Here is a 22,070-nt window from a genome sequence, read left to right on the forward strand (position 1 = left end):
CCGACGTCACCTCGGGCCGGGTGTAGGAGGGCACCGTCGCGCTGCCCTGGCCCGCCCCGCCCGTCGGTGTGGGTAGAGCGCGAGCACCGGCAGCACCGCGCCGTTCATGGTCATCGACACGCTCATCTTGTCGAGGGGGATGCCGTCGAACAGCTGCCGCATGTCGTAGATGGAGTCGATGGCCACGCCCGCCATACCGACGTCCCCGGCGACGCGCGGGTGGTCGGAGTCGTAGCCCCGGTGGGTCGCCAGGTCGAAGGCGACCGACAGTCCCTTCTGCCCGGCTGCCAGGTTACGCCGGTAGAAGGCGTTGGACTCGGCCGCGGTGGAGAAACCGGCGTACTGCCGGATGGTCCACGGCTGGTTGACGTACATGGTCGGGTACGGGCCGCGCAGATAGGGCGCGGCGCCGGGGTAGGTCTCCAGGAAGTCGAGACCGTCGGTGTCGGCGGCGGTGTAGAGCGGCTTGACGTCGATCCCCTCGGGCGTCTCCCACACCGGGCCACGAGGTCCGTCCCCCGCGGCGGGGCCGGGCACCGCCGGTCGCGCACCGAGTTCGATCTCGGAGAAGTCGGGAATCATCGAGCCACCCCCAGGTCGTCGAAGGTCGTCCGGAGCGCACCGAGCGCGTCGCACCCGGTGTAGAGGTTGGCGTCCACGCCCTCGAAGCCGCCCTTTCCTGCCAGCCAGATCCTGCGCGCCCCCGCGGCCCTCAGCGCGGCGGCCACCGCCTCGGCGTGTTCGGCGTACAGCCGGTCGCTGGAGCACAGGCACGCGACCTCGGTACCGGAGGCGGAGAACGCGGCGGCGATCTCCGCGGGGTCCGTCATGGCACCACCGGCCACGGTGGCGATGCCGCCCGCCTGGAACAGGTTGGCCGCGAACGAGGCCCTGGCGGTGTGCGCGGCCACCGGGCCGATGGTCGCCAGGAAGACCTTCGGCCGGCTCGCCTGGGCGTCGGCCAGGTCGCGCAACGCCTCGAACTCCTGCGCGTAGTGCACCCCGGCACTCCCGGTGGACCGGGCCTGCCTGACCAGGGGCCGCTCGGCGAGGTCGGGGAACTCGCTGACGCCGGTGATCGGGTCGAGGCGCCTGGCGATGTCGGCCGAGCGCCGCTCCCAGGTGGCGGCGAGCCGTCCGGCGACGAGCGCGGAGCCTTCGGCCGCCCCGACGCCCCCGGCGCGCTCGATCTCCTGGAACCACTCCCAGGCTCTGGAGGCCAGGTCCTCGGTGAGCCGCTCGACGTACCAGGAGCCGCCGGCCGGGTCGATCACCCGGGCCACACCGGCCTCCTCGACGAGCAGCGACTGGGTGTTGCGCGCGATACGGCGGGCGAAGGCGTCCGGCAGGCCGAGGCGGGCGTCGAAGGGCTGGACGGTCACCGCGTCGGCCCCGCCGGTCCCGGCCGCGAAACAGGCGAGCGTGGTGCGGAGCATGTTCACCCACGGATCGCGGGCGGTCATCATGGCCGAGCTGGTCACCGCGTGCTGCCGCTGTCCCTCGTCGGGGGCGCCGCACACCTCGGCGACACGCGCCCAGAGCCTGCGGGCGGCCCGGAGCTTGGCGATGGTGAGGAACTGGTCGGCGGTGGCCGCGTACCGGAACTCCAGCTGCCCGAACGCCTCGGGCACGGTCAGGCCGGCGCCGGTCAGGGTACGCAGCGCGGCGACTCCGGCGGCGAGGGAGCAACCGAGCTCCTCGGCGTCACCGCCTCCCGCGTCGTGATAGACGGTGGCGTCCACCGTGACGGCCCTGAGGCCGGGGTGGTCCCGAACGCAGCGGCGGGCCAGCTCGATCGCGGTCTCCGCGTCGGCGAGCGCGTCGGCTCCCAGGTTCCCCTTCAGCGTGCCGGCCTTCTCACCCGCCAGCCCGAGGAGCACCTCAGCCGCCTCGCGGGTCCGCTTGCCCGCGTCGAGCGTGACCGAGATCAGCTCCAGGTGGACCCGCTCCAGGGCCTGCGGCAGGTCCTCGGGGTCGAGGGTGAGCCACAGTGAGGTGACGCCGTTCTCCAGGTCCGTGAGGATCGCCTCGGAATCAGGCACCTCGTGGCGCTGCCGCACCTCCCAGCCCCCCTCGGGGGCAGAGCCCCTGATGTAGGGGGCGGAGCCGGGAAGGCCGGGATCGCCGGGCAGATCGGACGCGTCGTAGAGCGGTGCGATCGTCACACCGTCATAGGTGGTGGAGGCCAACGCCTCCTCCGGGGAGCCGGTCTCGACCCCGGACTTGCGCAATACCCCGAGCGCCAGCTCCCGCCACCGCTCACGCGTGGTCGGTGGGAACTCGGCGGCCGGTCGGGGTTCCTCAGGCGACACCGTCATGCACCGGATACTAAAGGTTGCCGTTTTTCGAACTCCCTCCGGGCTCTGGACAAACATCAACAGGAGGGCCGTCGAAAGGAGCCGAAGGGGGATTCCCGGACCATGCGGAAGAATCCTTACGCAGCAGCCCGAGGTAGCCGTACGAGAAGGCGACCAGCACGTCGACCGCCTCCTCCAGGTCGGGGTAGCGCCCGTCGATGTGGCCGATCGCCATCGCGTTGGTCAGCGCGCCGATCCCGTCGGCGATCATCTCCAGGCGGCGCCTGTCGCTCTCCCGCTCGGTCGGGAAGCCGAACGAGGCCAGGTCCGCGACCAGGTGTGCCCGGTAGGCGGCGGCGGTCTCGACGGCGAACTCCTGGAGCGGCGACGACGGGTCGTGCCGGGTGCGCAGGCCGAGGCGGAAGAGCGCGGGGTGCCTGCAGATGGCCTCCAGCGGTATCCGGAAGGCCTCGCGGTGGCGCTCCCTGTCGTCGGGTGCCTCGCGAGCCCTGCGCCGCGCCTCGCGCATCGCCCCCCGCAGCCGCTCCCCCGCCTGTTCTCCGAGCGCCCGCAGCAACTCCTGCCTGTCCTTGAAGTGCACGTAGAAGCTGGACTGGGCGATCCCCGCCGCCTTTGAGACCTTGACGGTGGTCAGCCCTGCCTCACCCTCCTCGTCGAGGATCGCGAACGCGGCGCGAATGAGGCGACGCCTGGTCAGATCCTTGGCCTCGCTCCTGCTCAGGGGTGTGCTCGTCACTGCCGCCTCGCTTTCCATTCACCGATAATCCTACCGGTGAACCCCCGCTCACACCCGGCGCGAACCTCCCCCCTCAGAGACTTGTGCGATTTTTCACCGATAGCACTATCGGCGAATCACCCTCGGGGGCTACCTGGAGGAAAGGAGGCCGGCGGGAACCGGGCCTTCCTTTTCAAGGAGTGAGCGGGGAGCCCCGTCCCCGGTGACGTGCCGCTTCCGGACCCGTTGCCCGGCGGCGGCGCCCGGGTGCGCCGCGAAGGAACCGCTCATGCGGCGGATCGGCCCCGACCAGCGGGTGGCCCGTACGATCCGCAGGCCCCCGTGCAGCGGGAGTCGCTGGTCAGCTGACAGGTTCCTGCCAGGCCGCGTCCCAGGTGGCGCGGTCGACGGCGCCGGTGACGGGCAGCCCCTTCTCCTTCTGGAACTTCTTGCAGACATCGCTGGAGGCGGGACCGTACAGACCGTCGACGTCGATGTTCCAGCCCCGGTCGCGCATCCGCCGCTGCCAGGTGCGGACGTCCGCACCCTCCATGATCGGCGGCTGCTTGAGCGTGCGGCCGGGAAAGGAGGGGTGCGGTTCCGGCGGGTTGGTGGTCCCGCCGCCGGGACGGGGGGCACCCCGCTTGACCCACGCGTACAGGGGCTCGCCGGGGCAGCTGGTCGAGTAGCCGTCGCGGTGACCCTTGATCTCCTTACCCGCCCCGCCCTTGTCCCTGAGGTATTCGACGGCGTCGAGGATGCCGTGCAGGATGCCGTCGGTCGGCTTGGTGAGCCCCGACGAGCCGACCAGGCCGAGCACCGCGTAATGGTCGCTGTTGAGACCGGCGCCGTTGGCGGCCGGCACACGATTCGGCCCCCGGCCCTCGAAGACCTTCCGATGCGGACAGACCAGCATGGAATAACCAACGTCAATCCAGCCATTGCCGTCCATGTGGTGATTCTGGATGGATTTCACCAGAGCAACGCATTTGGCGTGGTCGTTCACGATATCCGGGCTGACCTGGCCGCCCGTGTAGTGGACCTTCACTCCCCGGGTGGAACTGAGCCTGCTGTAGGAACCGCGCGGCTGGCGAGCGCCCCACTCTCGGCGAGTAACAAGATCGATGGCCACGGAACGTCTCCACTGTCTGAGTGATGTTGCCCTACCGGAGCGTAATGGTTGATACGACACCGTATGGTGCTGTTAATCAACTGATCTATCGTCGTATCGTGATGTGGGAACGTTCCGGGTGGTCGTCGGGCAGCGAAACAGCCATCCCCCTGACCGCAGCCGGGCGCCCTAAACCAGAAAAGCGCCCGTGGGCCTCTCCTCCCCGCGACACCTCCCGCTCCGGGCGGGCATGGATGGCCTTGCCCTCGTCGTCGCGGCCTCCTCACCCCTGATCGCCCCCGGCTCCGACGCCGGCCGCGTTCCGGGCACCGTGTGGCCCAGGCCCGAGGACAACGCCCCGACCTGCACCTCGAAGGACGTCCCCGGCCTGGTCACCGAGACCGGCGACCGGGCCGGGAACCGAACACGCCCTGGCCGGTCATGATGCCGACCACGACCACCACCGCTCCCAGCGGCTGGTTCCACGTCAGCGCCTCGCCCAGGACGAGCACCCCGAGGACGACACCCACCAGCGGGGTCAGGTACGTCACCGTCGAGGCGGCCGTCGCCCCCCAGCGGGCGATGACCGTGGTGTTCCAGATGTAGGCGAGCCCCGTGCCCAGGATGCCCAGGGCGGCCATGCTCGCCACGACGGGCAGGTCCAGACGTACGGGACCGGTGGCCAGCAGCGGGCTCAGCGCGAGCATGACCAGGGCCGCCACGCTGATCTGGGCGGCGGCGATCGTGGGGGCGTCGTAGCCGTAGGAGACCACGAAACGCCGCGTGTAGGCGAAGGCCACGCCGTAGCAGAACGTCGCTCCCAGGCAGGCCGCCTGCGCCCACCCGGGGCCGGCGGCTCCGGTCAGGTTCCACGGGGCCAGGACGACGACGACACCGGCCGCACCCAGCAGCAGACCGAGCACCCCCGCCGCCCCCAGGCGCTCCTGCCGGAGCGCGGCCAGGGTCACGAGCATCGTCATCAGCGGTGTCGTGGCGTTGTAGATGCTGGAGAGTCCCGAGGGGATGTACTGCCCGGCCCAGGCGAACAGCAGGAACGGCACCACGCACAGCAGCAGTGCAACCACCCCCAGATGCGCCCAGAGTCTCGCCTGCCTCGGCCACCGCCGGCGGGTGACCAACATGATCACGTTGAGCGTGAGCGCTCCCAGCGCGAGACGGCCCAGCACCGTCTGAACGGGAGACAGCCCGGTGAGAGCGACCTTGATGAACAGGAAGCTGGCCCCCCAGGTCAGGGCCAGCGCGAGATATTGGGCAAGCACGGACCGGCTCGCCGGGGACGGTACGGCGTCGATCGCCCGCACCTGTGGAGATGCTGAGGAGGTTCCTTCACGGGTCACCGGAGCAGTCTCACCAGGCCCAGGTCATGTGTCCAATGAGTTATCCCGGCAGTGTGATGAGATGTCCTCATGAGTGCCACGGTCGCGCAGCTCCGAGTCTTCACCGCCGTGATCGCGAACGGCGGATTCGGCGTGGCCGCCGAGGAGCTGGGCATGTCCCAGTCGGCGGTCTCCCACGCACTCGCCGCGCTCGAGCGCGCTCTCGGCGCACCGCTGGTGCTGCGGCACGGAGGCGTGGGACCCACGGCCCTGGGGGCGACGATCCTGCCGTACGCCCAGGCGGCGCTCGCCTCGGTCGCCGCCATCGACGAGGCCGTCTCCGCACATCTGGGGCAGCACACCGGAGTCGTCCGCGTCGCCGCCCCGCCCACGGTCTGCTGCGGGCTGCTCCCCCAGCTCATGCGGACGTGGCGCGCGGAGCTCCCCGGTGTCGAGGTGCAGGTCTTCGAGGGCGACGACGACGAGCTGTCCCCCTGGCTGGAGACCGGAGTCGTCGACGCCGCGGTCCTCGTCGATCCGGTGCCCCCGCCTCCCGCGCATGTGGTGGTGGGCCGCGACGCCTTCCACGCGGTGGTCCGCGCCGACCACCCCCTGGCCGGTCAGGAACACATCACGATGGCCGAGCTGGTGGAGGATCCACTGCTCGTCTCCAAGGGGGGCTGCGAGCCGCAGACCCGCATCCTGTGTTCCCTGGCGGGCGTCCCCTACGCTCCGGCCCAGCATGTGCGCGAGCTCGGCACGCTCATCGGCATGATCGCCGCGGGTATCGGCGTCTCGACGGTTCCCGACCTCGGCCGCGGTCTTCTCACCCCCGGGCTCGTCATGATCCCGCTGAAGCCGTCCCTGACCCGCGCCCTCGTCCTCACCGGCCCGCTGACCCGCCCGCCGAGCCCCCTGGTCGACGCCCTGCTCCGCACCGCCCCCGAGGCTCCCGCGCCGCCGGCGGCCCCCTGAGTCCGGCCCCCTTGCGAAAACCCATCGACCGGCGGACGCCCCAAGAGGATCATTACCGCCATGTCCGTACTCAAGGAGGTCCACTTCTCCCCGGAGCCCCGCCCGGTGGAGCTGCCGATGAGGATCTGGCTCGACGACGCCGACTCCGCGGTGGATGTGATCGACGCCCTCGCGCTGTCGCCGTTCGCCACCGGGGTCCAGCCGTGGTCGTGCACCGCGAACCTGGAGCGGGTCCGCCCCGACGCCTCCCTCACCCCCGCCTCCGGGGCGCTCCTCCGGGCGGCGATCGAGAAGGACGGCCGTGACTCGCGGCTGCTGTGCGGGGAGGGCTGGACGCTGCGCGTGGTCCGCCACCGCAACCGCGCCGCCACGGTCAGCGTGACCGCGGTCGACGAGGAACTGGCCCGCTCGGTGATCGACGAGATCATCAAGGACGCCGAGGAGCCCGTTCCCGAGAGCGACCACGTCGAGATGGGCTTCTGGTGGCAGGGACCCCACGGCGGCCACCGCTCGGAGAAGCCGATCACCGCCACCCCCTGGGCGGAGATCTCCGGCAACTACGCCAGGTCGGTCGGCGAGCGGCTGTCGCGGCTGATGTCCGTCACCGACTCCGACGCGCACGGCAGGCTGGTCCTGCTGCACGGCCCGCCGGGCACCGGCAAGACAACGCTGCTGCGCACGCTCGCCCACGAGTGGCGGTCGTGGTGCCAGGTCGACTGCGTACTCGACCCGGAACGGCTGTTCCACTCCCCCGGCTACCTCATGGAGGTCGCGGTCGGCTTTGACGACGACGACGGTAAGCGGTGGCGGCTCCTGGTGCTGGAGGACTGCGACGAGCTGATCAGATCCGGCGCCAAGGAGGCCACAGGACAGGGCCTGTCACGCCTGCTCAACCTGACCGACGGGCTCCTCGGCCAGGGCCGTGACGTCCTGGTGGCCATCACCACCAACGAGGACCTGGCCCGTCTCCACCCGGCCGTCACCCGCCCGGGCCGCTGCCTCGCCCAGATCGAGATCGGTCCTCTCCCCTACGACGAGGCCGCCCACTGGCTCGGCGGCACCGAAGGGCTCTCTCCGGCCGGTGCGACCCTCGCCGAGCTCTTCGCGCTCCGCGACGGCGCGTTCAGCCGCACCACGGCCGTCCCCGAGAACACCGGCCTCTACCTCTGACCTCCCGCCGTGCGGGAGGTGTGGCAGACCGGCGGGGCCCGGCACGTCCATCCGTGACCAGACGACATGACAGGCCGCGGCGGCGCACCGTCCCGTCCGTCCGGGGCGAGACGGTGTGAGGCTCGGCGGCGCACGGTTCCCACCCGTGCGGAACGGAACGGGACGAGCCGCGACGACACGCCCGCCCCTGAGGGAACGGGCAATGCCCGTATCACTCTCCGGCCGTTACGCGAACAATTCGGGGAACACCGCTTGTTGGTCCGCCCGGACGATGGAACGGGCCAATGGCGGTCAAGGGGCAAACGGGATCTACGACTCCCGCTCGCTCACAATGCGAGACGCCCGAAATCATGCGGTCCGCGCGGCGCGCCTTGCCTCACCCGAGAGTGTCGAGACCACGCCCCAATGTGATCGGCCACGTGTCGGTGACCACCTTCGAACGCATCCGGATCCAGCCGGCCGGCAAAACCGGGGACACCCGGCCCGCATTCCAGAGCGCGAGGAAGTCATTTGTCCCACGGAAATCCTGCAACACGTTCGGTGACAGACACCGGGCATGCGTGAATTGTCCGACGAACCTCCGGAGCGGGTCCCACAGCGCCCCTCCGCCGCCGTCCTCCTCCCGGCGGATCCGGTCCGCTCGCCGCTCCCCGCCGGGATCTCATCCCGGCAACCGCCTCGACCAGCGAAAACGGGGCGGAGGACACACCCGCACACCGGGAGGACGGCACGGCCGACACGGCGGAGCCCTCGAAACGAACGACAGTGGAACGATGGCCTCGAACGCCCCCAAGTGGCCGAAGTCGATTTTTTTCACGGTGACCAGGGTGGAAACCACCCGGAGGTCACGAAACTCCAAAGCGCTCGGACACCTCCTCCAGAAAACCCGCCGGGGCAACCGACAGATCCCGGGATACAAGACACCAAGGGGATCCCGGCGCCGCCGTCGTTTTTAATCCCTCGCCGGCGGGAAGCATTTCCCAATGACGTGGAGACGCCGGAGTTCAGCCTTGGGTAATTAACCTGAGCCAGTGGATCTCCGGCGGACAGGGTTTCCCGGCGCGACAGCGAAAGGAGAGGCTAGAGTTTTACTACCGGGGAAGAGACGCGGGAGCCATCGTCGGCCGGGTTCACAGCCGCACACTCTGGCGCCAAGATTAAGGAGTGACACAATGGCACGTCAGCAAGTCGTCACGTTCACCGATGACATCACCGGGAAGCGGGCGGACGAGACCGTCTCGTTCGGCCTGGACGGGACCGCCTACGAGATCGACCTGAGCGCGAAGAACGCCACAAAACTCCGCGAGGCCCTCAAGCCCTTCCAGTCCGCCGCCCGCAAGGCGAGCACCTCCCTGGGCCGCAAGGGCAGGGCGAAGGGTTCCGGCGGCAGCCGCGAGCGGAGCGCCGAGATCCGGGCGTGGGCGAAGTCCCACGGAATCGAGGTGAGTGAGCGCGGGCGCATCGGGGGAAAGGTCGCCGCGGCCTTCGCGGCGGGCGACCCCAGCGTGGCCAAGGCGGCGGCCAAGAAGGCCCCGCAGACCACATCCGGCCAGTAGCGGCCAGCTCCCGGCCCCTCCTGGAGGTAGCGGCGTCACAGCCGACCGGGAGTACATGAGGCGAACCTCGAGGTGCCCTTCGCGCTCCGGAGGGGTATGCACCCTTGGTCCTATATTTGGGCCATAGTCTCCGGGGGGCGTTCTTCGATGAGTGAGGTCACACAGATCTGCTCGGACCTGATCAGATTCGACACCACCAATCCCGGCCCCGGCGAACGCCCTGCGGCCGAGCACGTCGCCACCCTGTTGTCGGAGGCCGGCATCGAACCGGTGGTGTTCGAGTCGGCCAGGCACAGGACCAGCGTGGTCGCCAGGATCCCCGGTGACTCACCCGACGCCCTGCTGATCCACGGCCATCTCGACGTGGTCCCCGCCCACGCCTCCGACTGGCAGGTTCATCCGTTCTCCGGGGAGGTCTCCGGCGGCTGTGTCTGGGGCCGGGGCGCGGTCGACATGAAGGGCACCCTGGCCATGACGCTCACCCTGGTCCGCGAGTGGGCACGGCGCGGGGTACGGCCTGGGCGGGACGTGGTGCTGGCCTTCCTCGCCGACGAGGAGGCCACCGGCGAGTACGGCGCGCGATACGCGGTGCGACACCACCGCGAGCTGTTCGACGGCTGTACCGAGGCGATCAGCGAGTCCGGCGGTTACAGCGTCGAGGCTCCCGGAGCACGGATCTACCCGGTCGCGGTGGGCGAGCGCGGCACCGCCTGGATGAAACTCACCGCGACCGGCGTCGCGGGCCACGGCTCCCGCCCACCGGTGGACAACGCGGTGGCCGAGCTCTGCCATGCCATGTCCCGGATCGCCTCTCACCGCTGGCCGGTGCGGCTGACGCCCGAGGTGGCGACGCTGATCGAGAGCCTGTCGGACATCCTCGGCGAGCGCATCGACCTCGACCGGCTGGAGGAGGAGGCCGAACGGCTCGGCCGGATCGGCTCCCTGTTCGGGGCACAGATCCGGAACTCGGCGAACCCGACGATGCTCCAGGCGGGCTACAAGGTCAACGTGGTTCCCGGCACCGCCGTGGGCCACGTCGACGGGCGGTTCCTGCCGGGGGGCCGTGAGGAGTTCCTGGAGACGATCGACCGCCTGCTCGGCCCCCGGGTGAGGAGGGAGTTCGTCAACCTGGAGGACGCCCCCTCCGCCCCGATGGACTCGCCCTTCTTCGAGCGGCTCGGCGCGGCCCTGGTGGCCGAGGACCCGGCGGCGCGACCGGTGCCGTACGTGATGTCCGGCGGCACGGACGCCAAGTCCTTCGCGAGGCTCGGCATCAGGGGTTACGGCTTCGCCCCGCTGATGCTCACCCCGGAACTCGACTACTTCGGCATGTTCCACGGCGTGGACGAGCGCGTTCCCGTCGAGGGCCTGGAGTTCGGCGTCCGCGTCCTGGATCGCCTCCTCGCCTCCCCCGCGGATGGCAGCACCAATACCGGATAAAACAGGGCGCTCCCCATCACGATCGAGCCCTACCTGGTACTTCCGGATACATGCCGGACACGGCCCGCCTGAAACTGGGGCATCATGGCTCACGTGCCGACTCTCATATACCCCTCGGTGACCGGCCGATCTCGTGACGAGACGCGAACGCTGGTGCGGCGCCATCCCACTCCCCTCGGGAATGCCATCGAACCATCCCGCGCGAGCGATGGGCGGGCATCCGGCACCGCCCCGGAAAGTGGTGCGGATCGGGAGCGTCGAGGTGAATGAGAGCGGCACGGGGCTGCCCGCCTGGCACGAGGGCGGCACCCCCCCGTCGGGCACCCGGCCGGACCTGCCGGGGACGCGACCGGACTCGGCCACCGGCCTGCGTGCAGCCGACGGCAAGGTCGCTGCAAGCGCTCCACCCGATGATGACGAGGTGACGCGCGACGGAGGCGACCAGGCGATGGACCGGACAGTGACCGAGGAGCGCAGGGCCGGACTGATGGACCGCCTGCGCAAGGATCTGAGAAATCCCCTGTTCCTACAGGGCTACGCATTGATGATCAATACCGGGATCACCGCCGTGCTGGGCCTCGGCTACTGGTTCCTCGCCACGCACCTGTACACCGCCGCCGCGTTCGGTGAGGGCCAGGCCGTGATCAGCGCGATGCGGCTGTTCGCCTCTCTGACCGGGCTCGCCTTCGCGGGCGCGCTGGCCAGGTTCATCCCGGTGGCCGGCCGCCGCACCGCCGAGTTCGTCCTGCGCGGCTACGCGATCGCCGGGGCCACCGGCCTGGTGGCGGCGTTGGGGTTCCTGCTGACGTTGCCGGTGTGGGGAGCGGTCTACGCCGACCTCTCCGGGTTCGGCCCCGGACTGTTCTTCCTCGTCTCGGTTCTCGTCTGGACGGTCTTCACCCTCCAGGACGTGACCCTGGCCGGGCTGCGCAAGGCCGTCTGGGTGCCGGTCAACAGCCTGGCGTTCGGCCTGGTCAAAATGGGCATGCTCGCCGCGCTCGCGGTCGCGCTGCCGGAGGGCGGCCTCTTCGGCGGGATCTTCGTCTCGTGGATCGTGCCGACGGCCATGGCGCTGATCCCGATCAGCTGGTTCATCTTCGGCGTCATCATCCCCAAGCACGTCAAGAACACCGAGGAGAGCGCCGCGAACCCGCCGCGCCTGCGCGAGGTGGGGCGTTTCCTGGCCGGAGACTTCCCCGGCGCGTTCTCCATCCTGCTGATCCTCTATCTGGTCCCGGTCATCATCGCGGGCTGGCTCGACGACGCGCCGACGTTCGGCTACTTCTCGATAGCCCACACGCTGGGCTCCATGATCGGGCTGCTGGCGGCCAACATGGCGGTGTCCCTGACGGTCGAGGGGTCCTTCAACGCCGCCCAGCTGGCGCAGAGCGTGCGCAACGCGCTGCGCCGCACCTTCCTGATCGTCGGACCGGTCATCGCGGTGGTCGTGGTCGGCGCGCCCCTGATCCTGAGCGTGTTCGGCCCCGGGTTCGCCGAGGCGGGCACGCCGCTGCTCCGCCTGATGGCGATCGCCGTGCTCCCCCAGACGGTGATCGAGATCTGCCTCAGCATGCTGCGCGCGCAGAGCGAGGCCCGCAAGCTCGCACTCATCCAGATCGGGATGGCGGTGCTGGTCCTCACCTCAATCGCCCTGCTGTTCCCCCTCTTCGGAATCGCCGCGGTGGGCTACGCGATGCTCGGCAGCCAGCTCCTGGTCGCGCTACTGATCCTCCCGAACATCCGCAGAGTGATCAACCACGGCAAGGCGTCCCAGGTTGTCGCAGCTTAGTGACGGCGTGGCTCTGTTTGCAGTCTTGATCGCGCACGTGATAGACGGTCTCCAGTGACTCCTGAGCACATTGTGGCGAAGCGGACAGGCCGCCACTGCCTTCCACTGCCCTCCAATCGTCTGGGCCTGTATCTGGCCCTGCGGCACTGGTGCAGCCCCGGCCAGCGGTTGCTGATGTCGCCGCTGTCGGCCGACGAGATCCTCTTTCTCGTGCTCGCCGCCGGGCTGCGCCCGGTCATCGCCCCGCTCTCCTCCGACGACGGCAACATCGACGCGGGCGCCGTCGACCTCGACACGGTCGACGCGGTGCTGACCACCAACCTGTACGGCCTGCCGGACCGGGTGGCGGCGTTCACGGGCAAGATCCTGATCGAGGACGTCGCGCACGCGATGGAGACGAGCGTGCACGGCAGGCCGCTGGGCACCTTCGGGGTGGCGGGCGTGTTCAGCCTGTCCAAGCACGCCGGGGCGGGTTCCGGCGGGGTGATCGCGGTCGAGCACCTGGAGGACCTGCGCACCCTGGAGCGCGACCGTGACCGGCTGCTGCAGCCGGGCGCCTTCAGGAAGGAGATCCACAGCGTGCTGACCTCGGTGGGCCGGCACGCCGCGCTGCGCCTGAACATGGTCCGCCCGGCACTGAGGGCGATGCGCGCGTTCGGCATGGAGGAGGAGCGCGAGGGCTACCGGATCGCCCCGCGCCCGGCGGATCTGGTCAGGGCGCTGGAGTACGCGCCGCAGCTGCCGGCGTTCGACTCCTGGGTCCAGGCCGACCTGCACGACTACCGGGCCAGGCGCGGCCACCTCTCAAGCTGGTACCAGTCGAGGCGCCTGCGGACGCTGCCCAGGCAGCGGTCGCGGCGGATCGCCGGCGTCTCGGCGCTGGCCGCGCTGCCCAGCGTGGCGCGGGCCGTCCACCGGCACCTGGATCAACCGCTGTTCCGGGTCCCGCTGCTGGTCTCGGGCCGGGACGAGGCCATCGCCGAGCTGGAGCGACACGGGGTCGCCACCGGATACCTCTACGACCCGCCGTACGACAGCTACCTGCCCGGGTTCACCAGTCCCTCGCCGGAGCCCGAGATCGCGCACTGGTGGGGGCGACACGTGCTGCCGGTCGATCCGCTCTACGCCCACCGCGCCCTGCCGGTCGTCGAACGGCTCGTCCCGGCCATTCCACCCACCCCTCCCCGGATTCCCCCGGTGCTGCCGAGTCCGACTGTCTCCGATATCGCTTAGCAGGTAAGTCAATATTTAGGTAGATTTACTGCATTGGGCGGCGGCAGGGGGATCGCTGCCCGGTTCCGGGACGGTTCCCGCGCTCCGTGACGCACGCCACCCATGTCCATCGGCCAGTCGGATCGCGCGTGCTCCACCCCGAGGACGACGTTCAGTTCCTCAGCCCGGGCTTCGAGAAAGGATCACCTCCTCGTGAACGGTAGGTTGACGCGCACTGCAGGCACGGTCGCCGGTCACCCCGGCGCGGCGGGAGGGGCTGCATGAGGGTCAACGTCATCCGGCCGGCGGAGCTGGGCCCGGGCGAGGTCGCGGCCTGGCGCGAGATGCAACGCTCCAGCGCGCACCTTGCCAACCCCTTCCTCAGCCCGGACTTCACGATCGCGATGGGTGAGGTCCACACCGAAGCGCGGGTGGCGGTGATCACCGAGTCGGACGGGCCCGTCGGGTTCTTTCCCTTCGAGCGGCACGGCGGCGGGGTGGGCGCCGCCCTGGGCGGATGGGTCTCGCTCTCCCAGGGCGTGGTCCACGTGCCCGGCGCCGAATTCGACTCCAACACCCTGCTCAAGGAGTGCGGGCTGAGCGTGTGGGAGTTCGGCTGCATGGTCGATCACCAGCCCTGGTTCCAGCCGTTCGAGACGCTCAGGCAGGAGGCCGTGGTCCTCGACTTCACCGACGGCTACCCGGCCTTCCTCGACGAGCTGCGCGAACGCTCTCCGAAGTTCGTCAAGAGCACCCTGTACAAGGAACGGAAGCTGGGCCGCGACATAGGCGAGATCACCTCCGAGTTCGCGGTGCGCGACGCGGAGCAGTTCCGGCTGCTGCGGGAGTGGAAATCGGCCCAGTACCAGCGGATGGGCCGCCCCGACCGCTTCGCCAAGTCATGGGTCGTGGAGCTGACCGAGCGCCTGCACGCCGTCGACACCCCCGACTTCGCCGGGCCGCTGTCCATGCTGTACGCGGACGGCAAGCCCGTCGCGGGCCACTTCGGGCTGCGCACCGGCACGATGATGATCGGCTGGTTCCCCGCGTACGACCCCGACTACGCCAAGTACTCCCCCGGCCTGATCCAGCACCTGCATATGGTCGAGGCCGCCGCGAAGATCGGTGTCAGCTCGCTGGACCTCGGCATCAGTAACGGCTCGGAGTACAAGGACGCACTGTGCAGCAGGACGGTTCCAGTCACCGAGGGCATCGTGCGCCGCCGTTCGGCCGGCGCGGCGGCGCACTGGCTACGCACCACACCGGTCCGCCGCGTGCGGCGGTTCATCCTTGACAGCCCGGCCCTGTACGGCGCCGCCGACAGGGCCATGAAACGGTACGGGCGGCTGCGCACCCGGGGGAAGGCCCAGTGAACGGGCAGAACGGCGGCCGCGAGCTTGAGGCGGCCATGCGAGACCGGATCGGCCAGGAGTGCCTGCACGTGCCCTCCGCCAGGTTCGGTCTGCTCCTGGCGCTGCGTCACTGGTTCGAACGCGGCGACCGGGTGCTCATCTCACCGACGAACTGCGAGACCGTGCTGTTCATCGTGCTGGCCGCCGGGCTGGAACCGGTGATGGCGCCGGTCTCCTGGCGCGACGGCAACATCGACGTCCCCAACATCGACTGGAGCGGCCTGGCCGGTGTCGTCACCACGCACCTGTACGGCCAGCCCGACCGGGTGACCGAGCTGCGGGCCGAGTGCGACCGGCGCGGTGTGATCCTCCTCGACGACGCGGCGCACGCCATGCAGACGACGGTGGACGGCCGCCCCGCGGGCACGTTCGGCACCGCCGGGGTGTTCAGCCTCGCCAAGCACGGACGGGCGATGTCCGGTGGGTTCCTCACCGCGCGGGACCCGGCCGCGCTGCCCGAGCTGGCCCGGGCCAGGGACGAGTCGCTGCTCCCCGGCGGGGCGCGCGCCCAGCTGCTCGGCACGCTGCGGCCCGTGCTGCGCGAGACGATCTACCGCACCGGGCTGGTCCGGCCGATGTGGCACGCCCTTAAGGCGCTCGGCCTCGTCCAGTGGACCGGCCACCGCTGCCCGCCCCGCGAGAAGGAACTGCGCGCGGCCCTCGCCGGCGATCCGGTAGACCTGCGCGCCATGGACCACTGGCTGCGGATCGACCTCGACGACTGGCGGATGCGCCAGGGGCCGCTGCTCCGCCGCTACCAGCGCTCCCGCTTCCGGGTGATCGACCGCGAGCGCGACCGGCGGGTGGCCGGGGTCGAACTGCTGCGCACCCTGCCCTGGGCGGCCGAGGGTGTCCGCGACGCGGCGCCGCAGCCGCTGCTGCGGGTGCCCCTGCTGGTCGAGAACCGCGACGAGGTGGTCGCCCGGCTGGAGAGCCGGGGCGTGGTGCCCGGCTTCATCTACGACCCTCCGCTGGACGACTATCTGGAACTGGTGCCCGAGGGGCCGTCCTCGGAGATCGCCCGCTGGTGGACCGGCCACGTCCTGCCCGTCGATCCGCTCCGCGCCACCCGCATGGCCGGCTTGCTGACCGAACTCGACGTCCGCCCCGCCACGCGCCCGTTCACGGCGTCGCAACAGCCCGCCTGAGCAGGTCGCGAGCCTCCTCCCTCGGGGGGAGGCCCGCCGTCTCGCCGGGGGTCTCCACGATGCGGGCGGCCAGCAGGGTTCCGAGGGCGGCTGCGCCGCCGGACAGGCGGGCGGCGAGACAGCCGCCGACGGGATCTCGCACGACCCGGGCGGCGCCGGCCAGGTCGCCCTGCGTCATCTCGGCTCCTACCTGGTCTACGACCCGGCCGACGGCTCCTTCCACGACGTGACCGGTGCCCCGCGGACAGTGCCCGTCACCCCCGGGGCGGGCGAGCCTCATAGAGGTCATCGGCTGACGCGAGGGCACCCCGGCGGGGTGCCCTCTCGGCGACCGGCCGGACCCCGGACTCTCACCTGGCGCCGGCCAGGCTGCCCGCGCGCACCCCGGCCAGTTCGAGCACCAGCTCGAACCAGACCTTGTTGGCCCCCGCCTCCCTGACCAGGCCCCAGCGGTGGGCCAGGGCCTCCAGCAGGGGCAGGCCGCGGCCCCCCGTCGCCTCCGCCGAGGCGTGGCAGACGCAGGGAGCCTGTGAGGAGCCCTCGTCCTGGACGCAGACCCGCACGCCCGTCGCCGAGTAGGCCACGGTGACCGTGAACGCCCCACCGTCCCCGGAACGGGAGTGGATCACCGCGTTGGTGGCGATCTCACTGGTCAGCAGGACACAGTCGTCGTGGAGGGGATGGTCTCGCCCCAGGGTCATCGAGACCAGGCGGCGGGCTCTGACCACCTGGTCCGGGGAACCCGCAAGGCGGAGAACCCATTCGCTTCCGTCGTGCTCCGACGAGTCCATATGTCCCCTCCGATACCGTTCCTGCCTTTGGGAAGACGCGGAGCTCGAAAGGGAAGATGTCTCGGAAAAGTAGGAATGCGATCACTTACCGGATAGACAGGTGGGGCTTGCCAGACGGGCCTTCAGCTGCATGCCCGCACCTGCCGTACCGTGCGGTTTCACCCGTCACATCCGGTGCCAGCGGGCCTCGAAGAAACAGTGGACCGCGAACAGCAGCAGGCCGATCGCGACGACCCCGAGCAGCCACGGACCGGCCGGGGTGTCGGCCAGCGAGCGCAGCGTCGAGTCGATGCCCTTGGCCTTGTCGGGGTCGTAGGTGATCGCGGCCTGGATGACGAAGACACCGGCGACCGCGGCGATCACACCGCGGGCGAGGTAGCCGGCCATGCCGAGTTTCTCGGCGAGGTCACGCGCCTTCGGCGGCATCTCGCCGGTGCGCAGGTCCTGGAGGAACCGCTTCTTCCAGCCCTTGTGGATCCAGTAGGCCCCCAGGGCGATAACCCCCAGGCCGACCAGGCCCACGATGAGCTGCCCGGCGGGCAGCTCCATCAGCTTGGCCGTGAGGTCCTTGGACTGACTGTCCGTTGAGCTTCCCGAGTCTCCGCGCAGCACGACACCGAGCAGCGTGGCCACGATCAGCCCGTAGACCACCGCGCGCGCCGCCGACTCCACCCGGTCCTTGGTCTGTCCCCGGCCGATGACGGCCTCCGACAGCTGCCAGAGGACCAGGGCCGTGAAACCGACGACCATGAGCCAGAGCAGCACCATGCCGAACGGCTGCTCGGCCACCGTCTCGATGGCCCCGGTCTTGTCGGCCTCCTTACCACCGCTTCCACCGCCGAAGGCGATCTGCAAGGCCAGAAAACCGATCAGCCCGTAGAGGACTCCCCTGCAGGCCATACCGACCCGTGCCAACCTGTCCAGCGTCTGACTGTTGGCCGCTCTGTGAGCGGCACCTGCCACCTGAGTCTGAGGGCTGTTCATGGCTATGTGCACTAACCCGCGGACGGCCGGATAAACCTTACTGCTCGGGCATGGCGTCCAGCCTGCGCAGGATGACCCCCTCGCGCAGCGCCCACGGGCACACCTCCAGCTGGGCCACGCCGAACAGGTCCATGGTGGCGTCGGCGACGATGGCTCCGGCGGGCAGTTGCGGCGCCCGCCCCTCCGACACCCCGGGCAGCTCGGTCCTCTCCCCCGTGCTCATCCTGGCCAGCCGGTCGGTCCACCCGACCAGGTCCGCATGCCCGAGCACCCGGCGTACGTTCGCCCCCTCGTGCGAGGGCGCCGCGCCGGCGATCCTCGCGAGCTGCCTGAACGTCTTGGACGTCGCCACCGCGTGATCGGCCTGGCCGTACCGCGATACCTTGCCCACCACGCGGGCGATCTCGGCCCGCACGTACCTGCGCAGTGCCCGCACCTCGTCGGCCGGCGGCGGGTCGGCGGTGAAGCGGTCGCGGGTGAGGCGGCCGGCCCCCAGCGGCAGCGACACCGCCACGTCGGGCTGCTCGTCGATCCCCGAGGCGATCTCCAGCGACCCGCCGCCGATGTCCAGCACCAGCAGCCGCCCGGAGGACCACCCGAACCAGCGGCGCACCGCCAGGAACGTCAACCTCGCCTCGTCCTGGCCGGACAGCACCTCGATGTCGACCTGCGTGTCGGCCTTGATCCCGGCGAGGACCTCCTCACCGTTCACCGACTCCCTGATCGCGGAGGTCGCGAAGGCCATGAGGTCCTCGACCCCCTTGTCCTCGGCGATCCGCAGCGCCTCCTCGACGAACTCCCGCAACCGCGTCGCGCCCTGTGCCGACAGGCGGTTGCCCTCGTCCATGTGCTCGGAGAGCCTCAGCTCCTCCTTGTGGGAGTACGCTGGCAGCGGCCGGGCCCCCCGATGTGCGTCCATCACCAGCAGGTGGACCGTGTTGGAACCGATATCGAGAACGCCCAGTCGCATGGGATGAAGCTACTACCCCTCGAAGCCTCGCCCGCCGGGGGTTCGTACATGAACACTCACCGCGTATCCACCGCCGTCGTAGGGTGCGCCGTCCCATGTCGCCAGGCGCCGCAGCGGGGCGAGCCCCGAGGCCTGGCACCAGGCGTCGTAGTCGGCCAGGGTGACCGTGGCGGAGGCGAGTGGGAGGTGCGCGGCGTCCAGCCCGAACCCGCTCACCAGCAGCCCGCCGGGGCGCAGCAGTGCCGCGAGCCCGGCGACGGTCCGCGCCTCGGTCCTGGGGGCCAGCAGGGGGATGACGTTGCCCGCGGCGACGACCATGTCGAAGCGCTCACCCTGCCCGCGCCGCTCGCCGGACACGGCCTGCTCCGCGAACTCCGCGGAGCCGCCGAGGTCACCGAGGTCGCTGAGGTCGGCCAGGATCCAGGGCAGCTCCGGCGCGGTCCGCCGGGCGACCTCCAGCATGGACGCGTCGAGGTCGACGCCCACGCAGTCGTATCCCAGCTCCGCCAGCCGGATCGCCACCCGCCCGGTGCCGCACCCGGCGTCCAGCACCCGCGCGCCCGGCGGCAGCAGCCCCGCGCACAACCGCGCCTCACCGTGCGTGTCCGCCCCCGACTCGGCCAGCCTGGCGAACCTCGCCGCGTACCGCTCCCCGGCGTCATCTCCCGCGATGTCCGCCCAGCGGCTTCTCTGTTCCATCGGATCAGGGTCTCATCCCCCGCGAGAGCCGCTCACAGCGGCCAGGCCGAGCATGGACCCGCGAAGGCGTTCGTGGATACCACCACACGCCACCTGTCCATAGGGCTGTCCGGATGCGGCCACTATAAGAAATAGATCTTGTCAATATGGGCGATTATTGCGAATACTTGCGATTTGTTCTTATTCGCGAGAGAGGCCTGCAATGAAGCGCGTTATCGTTCACAAACCTGGCACCGTCACGCTCAGTGGCACCGCGAGTGCCAAGCATGTCGGCTGAGACGAATCGCAGTACCGGCGTCCAGCAGTGGGCGCCGGCCCCCAGCACAACATAGCCATATATCATCGAATATCATCTAAATCGACTTAGAGGAGTCCGGTGAGTCGGGGAGCCCAACCGCCAGAAAACCCGTCTCTTCCCGTGCCGCCGCCGCTTGTGGTGGACGCTGACCGGTACCTGCGCGGACCTTACACCGCGGGGGGCGCGCTCGTCGCCGCCCTGGTGCCCACGGCCCGGCCCGAGCTCGTCGCCCGCTACGACATCGAGCTGCGCGCGGCGGCCCCCGACCTGCAGGACCTGGTTCCCGACCGGCGCCGCTCCGTGGCCGCGAGCCTGCCCAGCGCGGAGCGGATCCTGGTGCACGCGCCGCGGCGCACGCTGCGCCTGGCCAACGGCCTGGCCGAGTTCGTCCGTGAGCACCTGGCCGAAACCGGCCCACGGACGCTGGTCGTCGAGAACGTCGACCGGGCCGACCCCACCGACCTCGAACTCCTGACGGTACTGCGGCGCCGCGTCCCCGCGGAGTCGCTGACCGTGGTGACCCGCCGGGGGACCACCGTCGAGGACCAGCTCAGCGAGGAGGAGCACGGCGCCCTCGCCGACGAGCTGGAGCGGGAGGGGACGATCGGCCCGCGACTTGGAGCGGTCCCCTACCACCGCGAGCGCGGCGGCGACACGTCGAAGACGCTGGAGGCGTTCCTGTTCGCGGTGCAGTGGTGCCTGGACGCGGGCTGCCATGACGCCGTGGTGGATCTCGGCAGGCGCGCCCTGCGCCTCGCCGACCCCGAAGGCGACACCGGGACCTGGTGGCGGCTCCTGCACAGCACCGCGACCGCGCTGGCCGCGCTGGGCAGGGAGGACGAGTCCGAGGACCTGTTCGACCTGGCCAGGCGGGAGAGCGTCTCCCCCGCCGTGCACGCCTCGGTCGCCTACGCCACCGGAATGCTGAAGGTACGCCACCATGACCAGGCCCGGCGCGACCCGGATGCCGCGCTCGCGCTGGTGAACCAGGCGATCGCCATCTCCTCGCTGCTGCCCGACCCGCGCGAGCGGGCGTTCAAGCTGGGGTTCGACCTCAACGGCCGGGCACTGGTGGAGGTACGGCGAGGCCGCCCCGCCAAGGCACTGGAGCTGGTCTCCGAGGCCGTCGCCCTGGCCGACCGCGACCTGCGTCCCGGCGAGCACCCGATACACCGGCTGGTGCTGCTGGCCAACAGGGCGCAGCTCACCGTGATGCTGGGCCGCCCCGAGGAGGCGCTGGAGGATCTGGACGCGGTGATCGAAGCCGACCCCGTCTACCCCGACTACTACATCGACCGGGGCAACCTGCTGCACCGGCTGGGCCGGATGGACGCGGCGATCAACGACTACGAGACGGCCATGCGGGTCGGCCCGCCCTTCCCCGAGCCTTACTACAACCGGGCCGAGATCCGCTTCTCCAGGGGCGACCACCGGGGTGCGCTCAGCGACCTGGACCACGCGCTGGAGCTGGACCCGGAGTTCGTGGACGGCCTGGCCAACCGGGCCGGGCTGCTGGCCGCCCTCGGTGAGTACGGCAAGGCCAGGGCGGACGCGGAGGCCGGGCTCGCCATCGATCCGGCCAACCCGTACCTGCTGTGCGCGCTGGGCCAGGTGGAGACGGCGGAGGGTCGCTACGACAGGGCGCGTACCGCCTTCGACAGGGCGCTGGAGCTCGCCCCCTCGCTGGCGGCCGCCTGGGCGAACCGAGGACTGCTGGCGTTCGAGACCGGTGACCCCGAGGGCGCCGTCGCGGACTTCACCCGGGCCCTCGAACCCGGAGCGGACCCCGCGCTGCTGTTCAACCGGGCGATGGCGCTGCGCGCCGCCGGGCGGGAGACGGAGGCGGTCGCCGACCTCACCCGGGCGCTGGAACTGGCGCCGGACGACGAGGACATCAGGCGCGAGCTGAAATCCTGACCCCTACCGGACCGCCGCCCGCGGCCACGGAGACGAAGGCGGCCGGAAAACACCCCGGATTCAGCGAAGTGGGTCGGAAAACAGGGGCCGGGAAGACGGAATCCCCATCGCGAAAATCTCATTATCGGATTACGCGTTACACACACAGTGATGCGGACGCCGGCCCTATTCGCCATCACGGACCCGTCGCGCCCCAGGGGTGGGTAGGGACGATTTCCCGATGCGCGA

General features: G+C 70.4%; 18 protein-coding genes and 1 pseudogene. 9 read left to right on the top strand and 10 right to left on the bottom strand.

Annotated features, from left to right (window positions below):
• Positions 1–72 precede the first annotated feature (72 nt).
• The 5 genes and pseudogenes from ABT130_RS27155 to ABT130_RS27175 all read right to left on the bottom strand — a co-directional run.
• Positions 73–582 (bottom strand): annotated as a pseudogene (locus ABT130_RS27155) (methylmalonyl-CoA mutase family protein); the annotation flags it as partial.
• Positions 579–2,318, bottom strand: coding sequence for a methylmalonyl-CoA mutase family protein (locus tag ABT130_RS27160; RefSeq protein ID WP_350959847.1), 1,740 nt, complete (start codon positions 2,316–2,318; stop codon positions 579–581). The pseudogene ABT130_RS27155 and the gene ABT130_RS27160, both read right to left, overlap by 4 nt.
• 10 nt (positions 2,319–2,328) lie before the next feature.
• Entirely contained in the window at positions 2,329–3,054 is a 726-nt protein-coding gene (locus tag ABT130_RS27165; RefSeq protein WP_350959849.1) for a TetR/AcrR family transcriptional regulator, read from the bottom strand.
• Between the two features lie 340 nt (positions 3,055–3,394).
• Complete coding sequence (locus ABT130_RS27170; RefSeq protein WP_350959852.1) at positions 3,395–3,985, bottom strand: peptidoglycan recognition protein family protein; 591 nt, start codon at positions 3,983–3,985, stop codon at positions 3,395–3,397.
• A gap of 551 nt (positions 3,986–4,536) precedes the next feature.
• Positions 4,537–5,466, bottom strand: coding sequence for a DMT family transporter (locus tag ABT130_RS27175; protein ID WP_350959855.1), 930 nt, complete (start codon positions 5,464–5,466; stop codon positions 4,537–4,539).
• A 105-nt stretch (positions 5,467–5,571) separates the two neighbouring features.
• Between ABT130_RS27175 and ABT130_RS27180 the strand changes: the two genes are divergently transcribed.
• The 8 genes from ABT130_RS27180 (at position 5,572) to ABT130_RS27215 (ending at position 16,183) form a co-directional block, all read left to right on the top strand.
• The gene (locus tag ABT130_RS27180) at positions 5,572–6,456 is read left to right on the top strand and encodes a LysR family transcriptional regulator (protein WP_350959857.1); all 885 of its coding nucleotides are present in this window, start codon (positions 5,572–5,574) and stop codon (positions 6,454–6,456) included.
• 60 nt (positions 6,457–6,516) lie between these two features.
• Entirely contained in the window at positions 6,517–7,626 is a 1,110-nt protein-coding gene (locus ABT130_RS27185) for a DUF5925 domain-containing protein (protein WP_350959860.1), read from the top strand.
• A gap of 1,172 nt (positions 7,627–8,798) precedes the next feature.
• A complete protein-coding gene (locus ABT130_RS27190; protein ID WP_350959862.1) occupies positions 8,799–9,182 on the top strand; it encodes a histone-like nucleoid-structuring protein Lsr2 in 384 nt (127 codons plus the stop codon).
• Between the two features lie 147 nt (positions 9,183–9,329).
• Positions 9,330–10,622, top strand: a complete 1,293-nt coding sequence (locus ABT130_RS27195; protein WP_350959864.1) for a M20/M25/M40 family metallo-hydrolase — start codon at positions 9,330–9,332, stop codon at positions 10,620–10,622.
• A gap of 262 nt (positions 10,623–10,884) precedes the next feature.
• Positions 10,885–12,411 (top strand): lipopolysaccharide biosynthesis protein, encoded by a 1,527-nt coding sequence (locus ABT130_RS27200; protein ID WP_350959867.1) that lies wholly within the window; start codon positions 10,885–10,887, stop codon positions 12,409–12,411.
• Between the two features lie 72 nt (positions 12,412–12,483).
• Positions 12,484–13,644 (top strand): DegT/DnrJ/EryC1/StrS family aminotransferase, encoded by a 1,161-nt coding sequence (locus ABT130_RS27205; protein ID WP_350959870.1) that lies wholly within the window; start codon positions 12,484–12,486, stop codon positions 13,642–13,644.
• A 260-nt stretch (positions 13,645–13,904) separates the two neighbouring features.
• The gene (locus ABT130_RS27210; protein ID WP_350959873.1) at positions 13,905–14,996 is read left to right on the top strand and encodes a GNAT family N-acetyltransferase; all 1,092 of its coding nucleotides are present in this window, start codon (positions 13,905–13,907) and stop codon (positions 14,994–14,996) included.
• On the top strand, positions 14,993–16,183 hold the full coding sequence (locus tag ABT130_RS27215; protein ID WP_350959876.1) for a DegT/DnrJ/EryC1/StrS family aminotransferase: 1,191 nt from the start codon (positions 14,993–14,995) through the stop codon (positions 16,181–16,183). The genes ABT130_RS27210 and ABT130_RS27215 overlap by 4 nt, the downstream gene beginning before the upstream one ends.
• Here ABT130_RS27215 and ABT130_RS27220 read toward each other — a convergent pair.
• The 5 genes from ABT130_RS27220 to ABT130_RS27240 all read right to left on the bottom strand — a co-directional run bounded on the left by ABT130_RS27220 (position 16,158) and on the right by ABT130_RS27240 (position 19,627).
• A complete protein-coding gene (locus ABT130_RS27220) occupies positions 16,158–16,361 on the bottom strand; it encodes a hypothetical protein (RefSeq protein WP_350959878.1) in 204 nt (67 codons plus the stop codon). The two genes, ABT130_RS27215 and ABT130_RS27220, sit on opposite strands and share 26 nt — an antisense overlap.
• A 172-nt stretch (positions 16,362–16,533) precedes the next feature.
• On the bottom strand, positions 16,534–16,974 hold the full coding sequence (locus ABT130_RS27225; protein WP_350919741.1) for an ATP-binding protein: 441 nt from the start codon (positions 16,972–16,974) through the stop codon (positions 16,534–16,536).
• A 165-nt stretch (positions 16,975–17,139) separates the two neighbouring features.
• Positions 17,140–17,889, bottom strand: a complete 750-nt coding sequence (locus ABT130_RS27230) for a DUF1206 domain-containing protein (RefSeq protein WP_350959881.1) — start codon at positions 17,887–17,889, stop codon at positions 17,140–17,142.
• A gap of 106 nt (positions 17,890–17,995) precedes the next feature.
• Entirely contained in the window at positions 17,996–18,928 is a 933-nt protein-coding gene (locus ABT130_RS27235) for a Ppx/GppA family phosphatase (RefSeq protein WP_350959884.1), read from the bottom strand.
• A gap of 12 nt (positions 18,929–18,940) precedes the next feature.
• The gene (locus ABT130_RS27240; RefSeq protein ID WP_350959887.1) at positions 18,941–19,627 is read right to left on the bottom strand and encodes a class I SAM-dependent methyltransferase; all 687 of its coding nucleotides are present in this window, start codon (positions 19,625–19,627) and stop codon (positions 18,941–18,943) included.
• Positions 19,628–20,045: 418 nt separating this feature from the next.
• Here ABT130_RS27240 and ABT130_RS27245 point away from each other — a divergent pair, with 418 nt between their 5' ends.
• Positions 20,046–21,842: a tetratricopeptide repeat protein gene (locus ABT130_RS27245; protein WP_350959890.1), complete on the top strand. Its 1,797-nt coding sequence runs from the start codon at positions 20,046–20,048 to the stop codon at positions 21,840–21,842.
• Positions 21,843–22,070: the final 228 nt, after the last annotated feature.

This window comes from Streptosporangium sp. NPDC001681, assembly GCF_040298085.1.
Lineage (GTDB): Bacteria > Actinomycetota > Actinomycetes > Streptosporangiales > Streptosporangiaceae > Streptosporangium.